This window comes from Devosia ureilytica, from assembly GCF_024273195.1.
Taxonomy (GTDB): Bacteria; Pseudomonadota; Alphaproteobacteria; order Rhizobiales; family Devosiaceae; genus Devosia; species Devosia ureilytica.
The window spans coordinates 441974-455669 of the sequence record NZ_JAMZCU010000001.1; the positions used below are offsets into that span (position 1 = coordinate 441974).

The following is a 13696-nucleotide window of genomic DNA, read 5'->3' on the forward strand; positions in this document are numbered from 1 at the left end:
ATTTCAGTCCTGCATCAGACCCGGTGCACGAAGACGCTGACATTGGGCTTGCGGCCCCAGAAGGCGTTGACCTCGTTGCGGATGGCCTTGAACAGCGCCGAATTGAGCACTTCGGTGTCGCTGCGGCGCTTGGCGGGCATCGATTTGATAACGCCGGTGATGGCGTCTTCGATGAGGTCGGTGACCGATTCATCGTCGGTCTCGGGCAGTCCCTCAACCACGAGATCGGGGCCGGAGACCACCTGACCGCTAGCATTGACGCAGAGGCTGACAATGACCATGCCGCCGAACGAGAGCCGACGGCGGCCCTTGACGCCGCTTTCCTCGGGCGTGCAGAGCACCAGGCCATCGAGATAAAGCTCGCCGACGCGCACTTCAGCGGGGAAAGTCATCGCCTCGGGGAAGAGGCGGACCATGTCGCCATTGCGGGCCTCGCAGACATTGGCAATGCCTTCTTCGCGGCCCAGTTTGGCGTGGGCCTGCAGGTGCGCGGCTTCACCATGGACCGGCACCAGAACCTCAGGCTTGACCCAGGAGTAGAGCTTGCGCAGTTCGCCGCGACGGGGATGGCCGGTGACATGGACCAGTGCGTCGCCGGCCGTCAGAACCTCGACGCCCTTGTCGATAAGAAGGTTCTGGATGTCCTGCACTTCGCGTTCATTGCCCGGAATGGCCCAGGACGAGAAGATCATGCGGTCGCCGGCATTGAGGTCGATGACCGGATGATCGCCGCGCGCGATGCGGGCAATGGCGGCGCGGGCTTCGCCCTGGCTGCCCGTGCAGATCAGCACGCATTTGTCGCGCGGGATGGAGCGGAACGCATCCTGGTCATGCAGGTTGGGCAGACCTTCGAGCATGCCCAACTCGCGGGCAATGCCCATGATGCGGTGCAGCGAGCGGCCCGAGAGCACAACCTGGCGACCGGCCTTGTGCGCAGCGCGCACGATGGAGACCACGCGCCCCACATTGGAGGCAAAGGTGGTGACGGCAACGCGATGCGGTGCATCCGCGATCAGCTTGGCGAGATTGTCGCCGATTTCCTGCTCGCTGGGACTTTCGCCGTCCTTCATGGCATTGGTCGAGTCGCAGATCAGGGCCAGCGGCACCGAGGTGTCCTCGCCGATCTGCTGAAGGCGGGCCACATCAGTCGGGGCATTGACCACCGGCGTGGGATCAAGCTTCCAGTCGCCAGTATGCAGGGCACGGCCAATAGGGGTGGTGATCAGCAAGGCGTTGGACTCGGGGATCGAGTGGGCAACATTGATCGGTTCGATGGTGAACGGGCCGACCGTGAATGCCTTGCCCGGGCGCATGATGGTGATATCGACATTCTCGACAATGCCGTCGCCCGCCCGCTTGGCGGCCAGCATGGCCGCGGTGAAGGGGGTGGCATAAACCGGCTTGTCAAAGACCGGCCACAGATCGAGCACGGCGCCGTAATGGTCTTCGTGAGAATGGGTGAGGATCAGCGCCAGAACGTCGTCGGCGTTCTCCTCGAGAAATTCGGGATTGGCCATGATCAGCTCGATGCCGGGTAGATCGGGGCCGCCAAAGCTGACGCCGCAGTCGACGACGATCCACTTGCGGCGGTTGGCCGGACCGAAGCCATAGGCGGCCATGTTCATGCCGATCTCGCCGACGCCCCCAAGAGGCACAAAGACGAGTTCATCCCTTTGGTTCTTAGCCATGGGTATTTTATTCCTTTGTCTGGGCAGACGCCGGACGATCTGAGGTCGCCGGTCGCCTGCCCTTATGTTGTGGTCAGCTTTGGGCGCTGGCCGTTGCCCCAAAATGTACGTCTCCCGCCGTGATCGGTATGCGCGCACCATCGTCGTCGCGAATGATCAACCGACCTGAGGAGTCGATGGTTTCAAAGATGCCCCTGCGGACCACGCCGTCCTGGCTGATGGCCACCGGAGCGCCGATCCCGGCAGCAGAGCCGCGCCAGCGTTCGAGCACTGCGCTCACCCCACGACCATCATCCCACAGCCGGAAGGTATCGACCCAGGCGTCGGACAAGGCCTCGAACACATCCGCCGCGGAACGCTCGACACCAAGCGCCCGCAGTGAGGTGGCTGGATAGGGCACACCTTCGGGCGCTGCAACAACATTGACGCCAATGCCGACGATGATCGCGGTGCGGCCATCGGGCGTCTTGCTGGCTTCAAGCAGGATACCAGCAAGCTTGGCGCCATCGGCCAGAACGTCATTGGGCCATTTGAGGGCAATGCGGGAGCGACCGTCGGCCCCATCCGCACCATCAATGCCAATGCGGACCATGCCACCCGGCAGGATTGCGGATAGACCGGAATTGAGCGCAACGCCAGCCACGAAACCGAGAGTGGCAATGATGTCGGGCGTCGCGTCGGGCACGATGAGAAGGCTCGCTGCGAGGTTGCCGGAGGGGCTGTGCCACTCCCTGCCCCGCCGTCCGCGCCCTGCGGTCTGCTGCAAGGACGCAAACCAGATGCCGCCCGGATCACCCGCGGCAGCAGCCGCGAGCGCTTCGCTGTTGGTCGAGCCTATGGTGTCGAAGCCCGCCAACCGGTAGCCGGCAGTGCGGGCCTCTTGACCAAGACGGAAATCTGCCACCTAGAACAGGCTTCCGGCGGCGGTGTGCGCCATGGAAGCGAGCGGGCTGCCAACGGTGAAATAGTAGGTGACGACCAGGAACCCGGACACGCCCATGATGATGTTGAGCTCGCCCGGAACAGCAGCGAACTGCTTGATCGGCGCGTCGAAGAACATCACCTTGACCACCCGCAGGTAGTAGAAGGCGCTGATGGCCGAGGCCAGGACGCCGATAACCGAGAGCACATAGAGATTAGCCTCGATGGCCGCCAGGAACACATGCCACTTGGCAAAGAACCCGGCGAGCGGCGGCAGGCCGATCAGCGAGAACATCAGGATGGCCATGATGGCGGCCACGAAAGGCCGGGTCTGGGCGGCGCCGGCCAGTTCGTCGATGGTTTCGACATAGCCGGTGTCGGTGCGCAGCGAGAGAACACAGGCAAACAGCCCCACGGTCATGGCGATATAGATGGCCATGTAGATCGCGACGCCTTCCACCCCGACCTGGGTGCCCGAGGACAGGCCCACAAGAGCAAAGCCCACGTGACCAATGGAGGAATAGGCAATCAGGCGCTTGATCGACTGCTGGCCGATGGCCGCAAAGGCGGCCAGGACCATGGAGGCGATGGAGAGGAAGATAACGATCTGCTGCCAGTCCTGGGTGATGGGTGCGAAAGTATCCATCACCAGGCGGACCATCAGCGTCATCGCGGCGACCTTGGGGGCCGTGGCAAAGAACGCCGTAACCGGGGTCGGTGCGCCTTCATAAACGTCGGGCGTCCACATGTGGAACGGCACGGCGGAAATCTTGAAGGCAACGCCGGCCAGCAGGAAGACCACGCCAAAGATCAGGCCGATGGAGCGACCACCATTGGCGATGGCGACGACGATTTCATTGAGGTTGGTGTGACCGGTGAAACCATAGATCAGCGATGCGCCATAAAGGAGCAGGCCTGAGGAAAGTGCGCCGAGCACGAAGTACTTGAGGCCAGCTTCGGACGCCCGCGTATCATCGCGCTTGATGGCAGCCATGACGTAAAGCGAGAGCGACTGCAGCTCGAGGCCGACATAGAGGCTCATCAGGTCATTGGCCGAAACCATGACCATCATGCCCAGCGTGGCGAGCAGAGCCAGCACGGAATACTCGAACTTGTGGACGCCATTTTCCTCGGCGTTGGACATGGCCAGGATCAGCGCCAGACCGGCGCCGCCAATGACCAGCACCTTCATGTAGCGAGCAAAGCTGTCCGCGACGAAGAGGCCATTAAAGACCACCCCATCGACAGGCTGCAGGATGACCAGGAGGCCCGTGGCGACCAGCAGCCCAACGGACAGCCACGACACAAGCGCCGAGCGCTCCTTGTTGATCACCACGCCGACCAGCAGCAGGACGAGAATGCCCACGGCCATGAGCATTTCGGGATAAGCGGGAGCCAGGCTCGCGAAATCGGTAACGTCAGAGTTCACGTCAGTCTCCTAATGCGCAGCAGGCTCGGCCGCATGGTCATCGGCCGGCTGGGCCGCGCCTTCGACAGGCGCGACATATTCAAGGGGGGCGCGGGCATCGGCCTGGGCCACGGCCGGATCGAGGCCGTTCGCGGTCGCATATTGCGCCACCAGATTATCAACCGCAGCAGCGGTCGTATCGAGGATGGGGGCCGGATAGAAACCGAACACCACGGTCAGCACGATCAGCGGATAGAGCACCAGCTTTTCGCGCAGGTTGAGGTCAAGAATGCCCTTGAGCGAATCCTTGGTCAGCGCGCCGAAGATGACGCGGCGATAGAGCCAAAGGGCATAGCCAGCCGAGAAGATGACGCCAAAGGCTGCGCCGAACGCCACCCAGGTGTTGACCTGGAACACGCCGATCATGGTGAGGAATTCACCGACGAAGCCCGACGTGCCTGGCAGGCCGACATTGGCCATGGTGAAGACCATGAAGGCAAAGGCGTATTGCGGCATGCGCTCGACGAGGCCGCCATAGGCGGAAATCTCGCGGGTGTGCATGCGGTCATAGATGACGCCGACGCAGAGGAAGAGCGCGCCTGAGACGATACCGTGAGAAATCATCTGGAACATGGCGCCCTGCACGCCCAGGGCGTTGCCGGCAAAGATGCCCATGGTCACGAAGCCCATGTGGGCGACCGACGAATAGGCAATCAGCTTCTTGATATCGGTCTGCACCAGAGCGACCAGCGAGGTCAGGATGATGGCAGCAACCGAGAGCAGGAAGACGAAATTGGCGAATTGCGCCGAGGCTTCGGGGAACATGGGCAGGGAAAAGCGCAGGAAGCCGTAGCCGCCAAGCTTTAGAAGAATTGCGGCCAGAATGACCGAGCCAGCCGTCGGCGCCTGCACGTGGGCTTCAGGCAACCAGCGGTGGAACGGCCACATGGGCATTTTCACTGCCAGCGAGGCGAAGAAGGCCAGCCAGAGCCAGGTCTGCATGCCGACCGGGAATTCATGGCCCAGCAGGCGGATGATGTCGGTGGTTCCGGCATCCCAATACATGGCCATCATGGCCAGCAGCATCAGGACCGAGCCGACGAAGGTGTAGAAGAAAAACTTGTAGGCCGCCTGGATACGCTGTGCGCCGCCCCAAATGCCGATGATGAGGAACATCGGCAGCAAGGTGCCTTCAAAGAAGACGTAGAACATGGCCAGGTCGAGCGTGGTGAACACGCCGATCATCAGCGTTTCGAGCACCAGGAACACAATCATGTATTCCTTGACGCGCGTGTCGACGTCCCAGCTGGCCAGCACGACGGCTGGCATCAGCAGCGCCGTCAGCACCACGAAGAGCACCGAAATGCCGTCGACGCCGACGCGGTAACCGATGCTGTCGCCGATCCAGGGCATGTTCACGACGAACTGGAAGCCCGGATTGGAGGCATCAAAGCTCTGCCAGAGGACCAGCGAGAGCACGAAGACAACCAGGGTAATGGCCAGCGACATCCAGCGGATGGCATTGACCGAGCCCTTCGGCGTCAGCAGCAGAATGGCGGCGCCGAGCGTTGGCAGCCAGGTCAGAAGCGTGAGGATGGAATTCTCGAAGGTCATCAGATCAGTCCCCCGGCCGTAATGGCCCAGGTCAACAGCGCCGCGATGCCGATCAGCATGGCGAAGGCATAGTGGTAGAGATAGCCGGACTGGAGTTTGACGACCCAGCTGGTGACATTCTGCACGCGGCGGCCAAGGCCTTCGGTGATCTTGCCGTCAACCAGCCAGTCATCAAAGCCCTTCCAGACCGCATTGCCGATCCAGAGCGCAGGGCGCACGAAGATCGTGTTGTAGAGTTCGTCGAAGTACCACTTGTTGAGCAGGAACTTGTAGAGCCCAGGATTGGTGGCGGCCAGGCGACCCGGCATGTCGGGACGGCGGATATACATGTACCAGGCGGCGACGAAGCCGATGATCATGGCAATCGAGGCGCTCCACTTGACCCAGAGCGGCACGTGATGGGCGCCCTCGATGATCTCGTGATCGATATAGAGCGAACCGGCGAAGAAGTGCTCGATGTGCTCCACGTCGTGGAAGAACATGCCATAGAACACCACGCCGGCCAGGACCGCACCGAGTGCCAGCACATAGAGCGGCACCAGCATGACATTGGGCGCTTCGTGCGCATTGTCATAGGCCGAGCCGTGGTGACCGTGATCGTCGTGGCCATGGTCGCTGATCGGTTCATCATGGCTTTCAAGCGCCGCATGAGCCGGATCTGGATGCGGGCCTTCGCCGGCATGCTGCGCATCGCGCGGCGAGCCGTGGAAAGTCAGGTGAACCAGGCGCCAAGAATAGAAGCTGGTGAACAGAGCGGCGATGACCAGCAGCCAGAAGGCCAACGAGCCGACATTGCCGCCATAGGCATAGGCGCTTTCGATGATGGCGTCCTTGGAGAAGAAGCCAGCAAAGCCGAAATTGGTGCCCGGGATGCCGACGCCCGTCAGGGCCAACGTACCGATCATCATCATCGCATAGGTGATGGGGATCTTTTTGCGAAGGCCGCCCATGTTCCGCATGTCCTGCTCATGGTGCATGGCGTGGATAACCGCGCCGGCGCCGAGGAACAGGAGCGCCTTGAAGAAGGCATGGGTGAAAAGGTGGAACACACCGGCCGAATAGGCGCCGACGCCGAGCGCTACGAACATATAGCCCAGCTGCGAACAGGTCGAATAGGCGATGACGCGCTTGATGTCGTTCTGAACGAGGCCAACGGTTGCCGCGAAGAAAGCGGTGATGGCGCCGATGACGATAACGACGGTGAGCGCGAAAGGCGATGTTTCAAACAGCGGCGACAGGCGCGCCACCATGAATACGCCCGCCGTCACCATGGTCGCGGCATGGATCAGCGCCGACACCGGGGTCGGGCCTTCCATGGCGTCCGGCAGCCAGGTGTGCAGCAGGAACTGCGCCGACTTGCCCATGGCGCCCATGAACAGCAGCAGGCAGACCACAGTCATGGCGTCGAGCTGCCAGTTCAGGAACTGGATGACCGGCAGGCCAGTGGTGGCGAACTCGTCAGCGGCATGGAAAGCGCCGTCGAAGTCGATATGGCCGAGTACCAGGAAGGCACCGAAAATGCCGAGGGCAAAGCCGAAGTCACCGACGCGGTTGACGATAAAGGCCTTCATGGCCGCCGCAGTTGCCGAAGGCTTGGTGTACCAGAAGCCGATCAGCAGATAGGAGGCCAGGCCCACGCCTTCCCAGCCGAAGAACATCTGCAGGAAGTTGTCGGCAGTCACCAGCATGAGCATGGCGAAGGTAAAGAGCGAGAGATAGGCGAAGAAGCGCGAGCGGTGCGGATCTTCGTTCATGTAGCCGATGGAATAGAGGTGCACGAGCGCGGACACCGTGTTGACCACCACCAGCATGACGGCGGTCAGGGTGTCGACCCGCAGGATCCAGCGCAGATCCATGTCACCGACCTGAATCCAGCGCATCACCTCGACCTTGACGACCGCAGCATGGCCATCGCCCGCGGCGCCAACCAGGCCGTCGCCAAAGGCAACCGGGATGAATACGTACCAGCTCAGCACGGCCGCAATCAGCAGCAGGCCGGTGGTGATGAACTCACTTGGCCGATGGCCAATAGAGCGGCCAAGAAGGCCGGCCACAAGCGCCCCGATGAGGGGCAGGAAAACAATCGCCTGAATGATCATAGCGGTGCTCTTAGCCCTTCATCATATTGACGTCTTCAACCGCGATGGAGCCGCGGTTGCGGTAGAAGATAACCAGGATGGCGAGGCCGATGGCAGCCTCTGCGGCAGCCACGGTGAGGATCATCAGCGCAAACACCTGACCCTGAAGGTCGTTGAGGTGGGCGCTGAAGGCCACGAAGTTGAGATTGACGGCCAGCAGGATCAATTCCACCGACATCAGGATGACGATGATGTTCTTGCGGTTGATGAAAATGCCGAACACGCCCAGCGTGAACAGGATTGCCGCTACGGTCAGGTAATGACCGAGCCCGATTTCCAGACCCATGATAACCCCCTACAGCCCCTGACCGCTTTGTACTTTGACGTTTCTCACCGTCTCGCTGGGCTTGCGGCCCAGCTGCGCGGCAGTGCTCTGCCGCTTGATGCCTGGCCGGTGGCGCAGTGTCAGCACGATGGCGCCAATCATGGCCACCAGCAGCACCGCAGCCGCACCCTGGAACAGGAAGATGTAGCGCGTGTAGAGCACCTGCCCCAACGCACGCGTGTTGTCCATGGTCGCATCGATCGGCAAGCCCCCTGCTCCCACCACATCAGGCGCGACGACAAAGCTGCCGGCCACCAGAAGCAGTTCAAGGAAAAGGATGGCCCCGACGACCATGCCAACAGGCGCATAGGCCAGCAGCCCCGACTTCATTTCGGCAAAGTCGACGTCGAGCATCATCACGACGAAGAGGAACAGCACCGCGACGGCGCCGACATAGACCACGATCAGCAGCAGGGCGAGGAACTCGGCCCCCGCCAGCATGAACAGGCCCGCAGCGTTGACGAAGGCCAGGATCAGGAACAGCACCGCATGCACGGGATTGCGCGCGGAGATGACCATGAAGGCCGACGCCACGGTGATGGTGGCAAAGACGTAGAAGAAGAACAGCGGAAGGGTCATGCTCTTCCCTCTCAGCGATAAGGCGCATCGGCGCTGAGGTTGGCAGCGATTTCACGCTCCCACCGGTCGCCATTGCTGAGGAGCTTCTCTTTCGAAAAATAGAGCTCCTCGCGCGTTTCTGTTGCGAATTCGAAGTTCGGGCCTTCGACAATGGCGTCCACCGGGCAGGCCTCCTGACAGAAGCCGCAATAGATGCACTTCACCATGTCGATGTCGTAGCGAACGGTGCGGCGGGTGCCGTCGTTCTGGCGGGGCCCCGCTTCGATGGTGATGGCCTGCGCCGGGCAGATGGCTTCGCATAGCTTGCAGGCAATGCAGCGCTCTTCCCCATTGGGATAGCGACGCAGGGCATGCTCACCCCGGAAGCGCGGCGATACCGCACCCTTTTCGAAGGGATAGTTGATGGTCGGCTTGGCACCGAAGAAATAACGCATGGCCAGGAAGAAGGCCGAAACGAATTCCTTGAGCAGCAGCGTGTTGATGACTTGTCCGGCGCGCATCAGGCAATACCCCCGTGCCAGCCCCAGCCGGTCAGCTGGAGAACAAAAGCGACGATCACGACCATGATCAGCGAGAGCGGCAGGAACAGCTTCCAGCCGATCCGCATGAGCTGGTCGTAGCGGTAGCGCGGCACAATGGCCTTTGCCATGGCGATCATGAAGAAGACGAGACTAACCTTGATGAAGAACCAGATGACACCCGGAATCCAGGTGAAGGGTGGCAGGTCGATTGGTGCGGCCCAACCCCCGAGGAAAAGGATCGTGGTCATGGCGCACATCAGCAGGATGGCGATGTACTCACCCAGCATGAACAGCAGGTAGGGCGTGGCCGAATATTCGGTCATGAAGCCCGCCACCAGCTCGGATTCGCCTTCGACCATATCGAAGGGTGGGCGGTTGGTTTCGGCCAGGGCCGAAATGTAGAACACCACGAACATCGGGAAGAGCGGCAGCCAGAACCAGTTCAGGAAGCTCAGCCACGGCACGCCCAGGGCATGAGCGAGACCCATTTCTGATTGGGCGACCACGATGTCGTTGAGGTTGAGCGAACCGACGCAGAGCAGCACGGTGATGATGACGAGGCCGATGGAGACTTCGTAGGACACCATCTGCGCCGCCGAACGCAGCGCACCCAGGAACGGATACTTCGAGTTGGAGGCCCAGCCGCCAATGATGACGCCATAGACGCCGAGCGAGGAAATACCGAGCAGGTAGAGAATACCCACATTGATATTGGCCATGGCCCAGCCATTGTCCACGGGGATCACCGCCCAGCCGGCGAGCGCCAGCGTCGCAGTGATCAGTGGTGCCAGCAGGAACAGCACCTTGTCGGAACCGGCCGGAATGACCACTTCCTTGAAGACGAACTTCAACAAGTCGGCAAAGGACTGCAGGAGGCCAAAGGGACCGACCACGTTCGGGCCACGGCGCATCTGCACGGCGGCCCAGATCTTGCGGTCAGCCAGAAGGATGAAGGCGGTGAAGATCAGCAGGCCAACAAGCAGCGCCAAGCCCTTGTAAACAAAGCCAATCTGCTCACCCCAACCAAGGAAGGGAATGCCGAGCAGATAGTCGAGTGCGGAGAGAAAAAAGTCCATTGTGCTCCCCTACTCCGCAGCCTGCCGCAAGCCTGCGGCCATCTGGGCGCATTCGGCCATGGTGGCCGAGGCACGCGCAATCGGATTGCTGAGGTAGAAATCGGTGACCATCGACACATAGGGCGCCGACTTGGTCTTGATGGCGGCCTTGCCCAGCTTGGCGACGTCCGCCGCCGAACCGGGGACGATCTGGTCGATGCGGGCAAGATGCGGGAATTCCGCATAAAGCGCCGCGCGCAGCTGAGCTAGCGAATTGTAAGGCAACGGCTTGCCGATGACACCGGACAGGGCGCGAATGATGGCCCAGTCTTCCTTGGCGTCGCCCGGCGGGAACACAGAGCGGGCGGTGACCTGCACGCGGCCTTCGGTGTTCACATAGGTGCCGGACTTTTCGGTATAGGTCGCACCCGGCAGGATGACATCGGCACGATGTGCGCCCTTGTCGCCATGCGAGCCGATATAGACCACAAAGGCCTTGCCCATGGCGGACGTGTCGTATTCGTCGGCGCCGAGCAGGAACAGAACGTCGAGTTCGCCCTTGCCGGCCAGGCCGATCTGATCAGCCGAGCAGACGCCGCCGTCGTGTGGCACGAAGCCGATGTCGATGCCGCCGACGCGGCTGGCCGCATTGTGCAGCAGCGCGAAGCCGTTCCAGCCTTCGGCGACATTGGCGCCGGTGGCCAGCTTGGCGGCGAGCGCGATGGTATCCCTGCCGGCCTGCTTGCCAAGCGACGCATGGGAGACAGCGCCTTCACCCACGATGATCAACGGGCGCTGGGCATTCTTGAGGGTTTCGGCAAAGGCACCATTACCGGCAGCCAGATTGGCCAGGGTATCAAACCCATTGCCCAGATGCTCATAGTTGTAAGTCAGGTCGGCCTGCTCGCCGATGACGGCGATGGGCAGATTGGTGGCGCGCCAGGTCTTGCGGATACGGGCGTTGATCAGCGCCGCTTCCTTGCGGGGATTGGCGCCGATGATGAGAATAGCGTCGGCCTGTTCGATCCCGGCAATGGTCGGGTTGAAGAGATAGGCCGAGCGCGGCATGGACGGATCAATGCCCGACATGGCGGGACGCACATCGGTCATGCCCGAGCCGAGCGAAGCCAGCAGGCCCTTGAGCGCATACATTTCCTCGACCGCGGCGAGATCACCGGCGATGGCGCCGACCTTGTTGCCGGCCTTCTTGATGCGCGCGGCGACGGCGGCAAAAGCCTCGTCCCAGCTGGCAGGCTGGAGCTTACCGGACTTGCGCACATAGGGGCGATCGAGCCGCTGGCTCTTGAGACCATCCCAGATGAAGCGGGTCTTGTCCGAAATCCACTCTTCGTTGATGGCCTCGTTGACGCGCGGCAGAACGCGCATGACTTCGCGGCCACGGCTATCGACGCGGATGGCCGAACCGACGGCATCCATCACGTCGATGGATTCAGTCTTGGTCAGCTCCCAGGGCCGCGCATTGAAGGCGTAGGGCTTGGAGGTCAGCGCGCCAACCGGGCACAGGTCAATGACATTGCCCTGCAGCTCGCTGGTCAGTGCGCGTTCGAGATAGGGCGTGATCTCGGCATCCTCGCCGCGACCCAGAAGGCCCAGCTCGGAAATGCCGGCGACTTCGGTGGTGAAGCGAACGCAGCGCGTGCAGTGAATGCAGCGGTTCATCGCCGTCTTGATCAGCGGGCCCATGTACTTGTCTTCGACGGCGCGCTTGTTCTCGTGGAAGCGCGAGCCGGAAACGCCATAGGCCATGGCCTGGTCCTGCAGATCGCACTCGCCGCCCTGATCGCAGATCGGGCAATCGAGCGGGTGATTGATCAGCAGGAACTCCATCACGCCTTCGCGGGCCTTCTTGACCATGGGCGTGTTGGTGAACATTTCGGGCGGTTCGCCATTGGGGCCGGGACGCAGGTCCTTGACCGACATGGCGCACGAAGCCTGGGGCTTTGGCGGGCCGCCCTTCACTTCCACAAGGCACATGCGGCAATTGCCGGCGACCGACAGGCGCTCGTGGTAGCAGAAGCGCGGGATTTCCGCGCCTGCGGCCTCGGCTGCCTGCATCAGGGTGTAGTGATCGGGGACTTCGACGAGCTGGCCGTCGACTTTCAATTGAGCCATCAGCTTACTCCGCAGCGATGGACGGAACGGCGCCGTCGCTGGTGGATGAATAGGTATACTGCTCGATCCGCGCCTCGATGGTCGGGCGGAAATTGCGGATCAGGCCCTGGATCGGCCACGCGGCAGCGTCGCCAAGAGCACAGATGGTGTGGCCTTCGATCTGCTTGGTCACTTCGAACAGCATGTCGATTTCGCGCTTCTGGGCGCGACCCTCGACCATGCGTTCCATGACGCGCATCATCCAGCCCGTGCCTTCGCGACACGGCGTACACTGGCCGCAGCTCTCATGCTTGAAGAAGGCCGAGATGCGCCAGATGGCTTTGATGATGTCGGTGGACTTGTCCATGATGATCATGCCGCCGGTGCCGAAGCTCGACTTCTTCTCGCGCATGCCATCGAAATCCATGACGGCGTCCATCATGTCTTCGCCACGCACGACCGGGCAGGATGCGCCGCCGGGAATGACAGCCAACAGATTGTCCCAGCCGCCGCGAATGCCGCCGCAGTGCTTCTCGATGATGTCCTTGAAGCTTTCGCCCAGGGCTTCCTCGAAGGTGGCCGGCCGGTTCACATGGCCCGAGACCATGAACAGCTTGGTGCCGACATTGTTGGGACGACCGATGGAGGAGAACCATGCACCGGAGCGGCGCAGGATTTCGGGCACGACGGCGATGGATTCGACGTTATTGACGGTTGTCGGGTTGCCATAGACGCCCATACCGGCCGGGAACGGCGGCTTCAAACGCGGCTGGCCCTTCTTGCCTTCGAGCGATTCCATCAGCGCGGTTTCTTCGCCGCAGATGTAAGCGCCGGCACCGTGGTGGACGATGATGTCCAGGTCCCAGCCATGGACATTGTCCTTGCCGATCAGCTTGGCGTCATAGGCTTCCTGCACGGCTTCTTCGAGGCGCTGGCGTTCACGGATGAACTCGCCGCGCACATAGATGAAGGCCAGATGCGCATCCATCGCGCGGCAGGCCAGCAGGCACCCTTCGATCAGGTGGTGCGGATCGTGGCGCAGGATCTCGCGGTCCTTGCAGGTGCCCGGCTCGGATTCGTCGGCGTTGACCAGCAGGTAATGCGGACGGCCATCGCTCTGCTTGGGCATGAACGACCATTTGAGACCCGTCGGGAAACCGGCGCCACCACGACCACGCAGGCCCGAGGACTTGACCTCGTTGGTGATCCAGTCACGACCCTGGTCGATAAATTCCTTGGTCCCAACCCAGCCGCCGCGTTCGCGTGCGCCTTCGAGCCGCCAATCGTGGTGGCCGTAGAGATTGGTGAAAATGCGATCCTTGTCAGCGAGCATGA

The 13696-nt window shown here is 61.8% G+C and carries 11 protein-coding genes; all 11 read right to left on the reverse strand.

Going from position 1 to position 13696, the window contains the following annotated elements; genetic code table 11:
- Positions 1 to 14: 14 nt before the first annotated feature.
- The 11 genes from NIM87_RS02165 to nuoF all read right to left on the reverse strand — a co-directional run bounded on the left by NIM87_RS02165 (position 15) and on the right by nuoF (position 13694).
- Positions 15 to 1688, reverse strand: a complete 1674-nt coding sequence (locus tag NIM87_RS02165) for a ribonuclease J (RefSeq protein ID WP_254672984.1) — start codon at positions 1686 to 1688, stop codon at positions 15 to 17.
- Between the two features lie 73 nt (positions 1689 to 1761).
- On the reverse strand, positions 1762 to 2592 hold the full coding sequence (locus NIM87_RS02170; RefSeq protein WP_254672985.1) for a biotin--[acetyl-CoA-carboxylase] ligase: 831 nt from the start codon (positions 2590 to 2592) through the stop codon (positions 1762 to 1764).
- Positions 2593 to 4038 carry an NADH-quinone oxidoreductase subunit NuoN gene (nuoN, locus tag NIM87_RS02175; protein WP_332017499.1) on the reverse strand — a complete coding sequence of 482 codons (1446 nt, stop codon included), beginning with the start codon at positions 4036 to 4038 and terminating at the stop codon, positions 2593 to 2595.
- 9 nt (positions 4039 to 4047) lie between these two features.
- Positions 4048 to 5631 (reverse strand): NADH-quinone oxidoreductase subunit M, encoded by a 1584-nt coding sequence (locus tag NIM87_RS02180; RefSeq protein WP_254672986.1) that lies wholly within the window; start codon positions 5629 to 5631, stop codon positions 4048 to 4050.
- Positions 5631 to 7730 (reverse strand): NADH-quinone oxidoreductase subunit L, encoded by a 2100-nt coding sequence (gene nuoL, locus NIM87_RS02185; RefSeq protein WP_254672987.1) that lies wholly within the window; start codon positions 7728 to 7730, stop codon positions 5631 to 5633. Before nuoL ends, NIM87_RS02180 begins: the two co-directional genes overlap by 1 nt.
- A gap of 10 nt (positions 7731 to 7740) precedes the next feature.
- Entirely contained in the window at positions 7741 to 8049 is a 309-nt protein-coding gene (nuoK, locus tag NIM87_RS02190) for an NADH-quinone oxidoreductase subunit NuoK (protein ID WP_220307475.1), read from the reverse strand.
- A 15-nt stretch (positions 8050 to 8064) separates the two neighbouring features.
- A complete protein-coding gene (locus tag NIM87_RS02195; protein ID WP_254672988.1) occupies positions 8065 to 8673 on the reverse strand; it encodes an NADH-quinone oxidoreductase subunit J in 609 nt (202 codons plus the stop codon).
- A gap of 11 nt (positions 8674 to 8684) precedes the next feature.
- The gene (gene nuoI, locus NIM87_RS02200) at positions 8685 to 9173 is read right to left on the reverse strand and encodes an NADH-quinone oxidoreductase subunit NuoI (RefSeq protein ID WP_254672989.1); all 489 of its coding nucleotides are present in this window, start codon (positions 9171 to 9173) and stop codon (positions 8685 to 8687) included.
- Complete coding sequence (gene nuoH / locus NIM87_RS02205; RefSeq protein WP_254672990.1) at positions 9173 to 10270, reverse strand: NADH-quinone oxidoreductase subunit NuoH; 1098 nt, start codon at positions 10268 to 10270, stop codon at positions 9173 to 9175. The genes nuoI and nuoH overlap by 1 nt, the downstream gene beginning before the upstream one ends.
- A 9-nt stretch (positions 10271 to 10279) precedes the next feature.
- Positions 10280 to 12382 (reverse strand): NADH-quinone oxidoreductase subunit NuoG, encoded by a 2103-nt coding sequence (gene nuoG / locus NIM87_RS02210; RefSeq protein WP_254672991.1) that lies wholly within the window; start codon positions 12380 to 12382, stop codon positions 10280 to 10282.
- 4 nt (positions 12383 to 12386) lie between these two features.
- Positions 12387 to 13694 (reverse strand): NADH-quinone oxidoreductase subunit NuoF, encoded by a 1308-nt coding sequence (gene nuoF, locus NIM87_RS02215; RefSeq protein WP_254672992.1) that lies wholly within the window; start codon positions 13692 to 13694, stop codon positions 12387 to 12389.
- Between the last annotated feature and the right edge of the window lie 2 nt (positions 13695 to 13696).

Coding starts and splice junctions, on each gene's coding strand:
- NIM87_RS02165 (WP_254672984.1), bottom strand. CDS start 1,688: ATGGCTAAGAACCAAAGGGATGAACTCGTCTTTGTGCCTCTTGGGGGC.
- NIM87_RS02180 (WP_254672986.1), bottom strand. CDS start 5,631: ATGACCTTCGAGAATTCCATCCTCACGCTTCTGACCTGGCTGCCAACG.
- nuoL (WP_254672987.1), bottom strand. CDS start 7,730: ATGATCATTCAGGCGATTGTTTTCCTGCCCCTCATCGGGGCGCTTGTG.
- NIM87_RS02195 (WP_254672988.1), bottom strand. CDS start 8,673: ATGACCCTTCCGCTGTTCTTCTTCTACGTCTTTGCCACCATCACCGTG.
- nuoI (WP_254672989.1), bottom strand. CDS start 9,173: ATGCGCGCCGGACAAGTCATCAACACGCTGCTGCTCAAGGAATTCGTT.
- nuoH (WP_254672990.1), bottom strand. CDS start 10,270: ATGGACTTTTTTCTCTCCGCACTCGACTATCTGCTCGGCATTCCCTTC.
- nuoG (WP_254672991.1), bottom strand. CDS start 12,382: ATGGCTCAATTGAAAGTCGACGGCCAGCTCGTCGAAGTCCCCGATCAC.
- nuoF (WP_254672992.1), bottom strand. CDS start 13,694: ATGCTCGCTGACAAGGATCGCATTTTCACCAATCTCTACGGCCACCAC.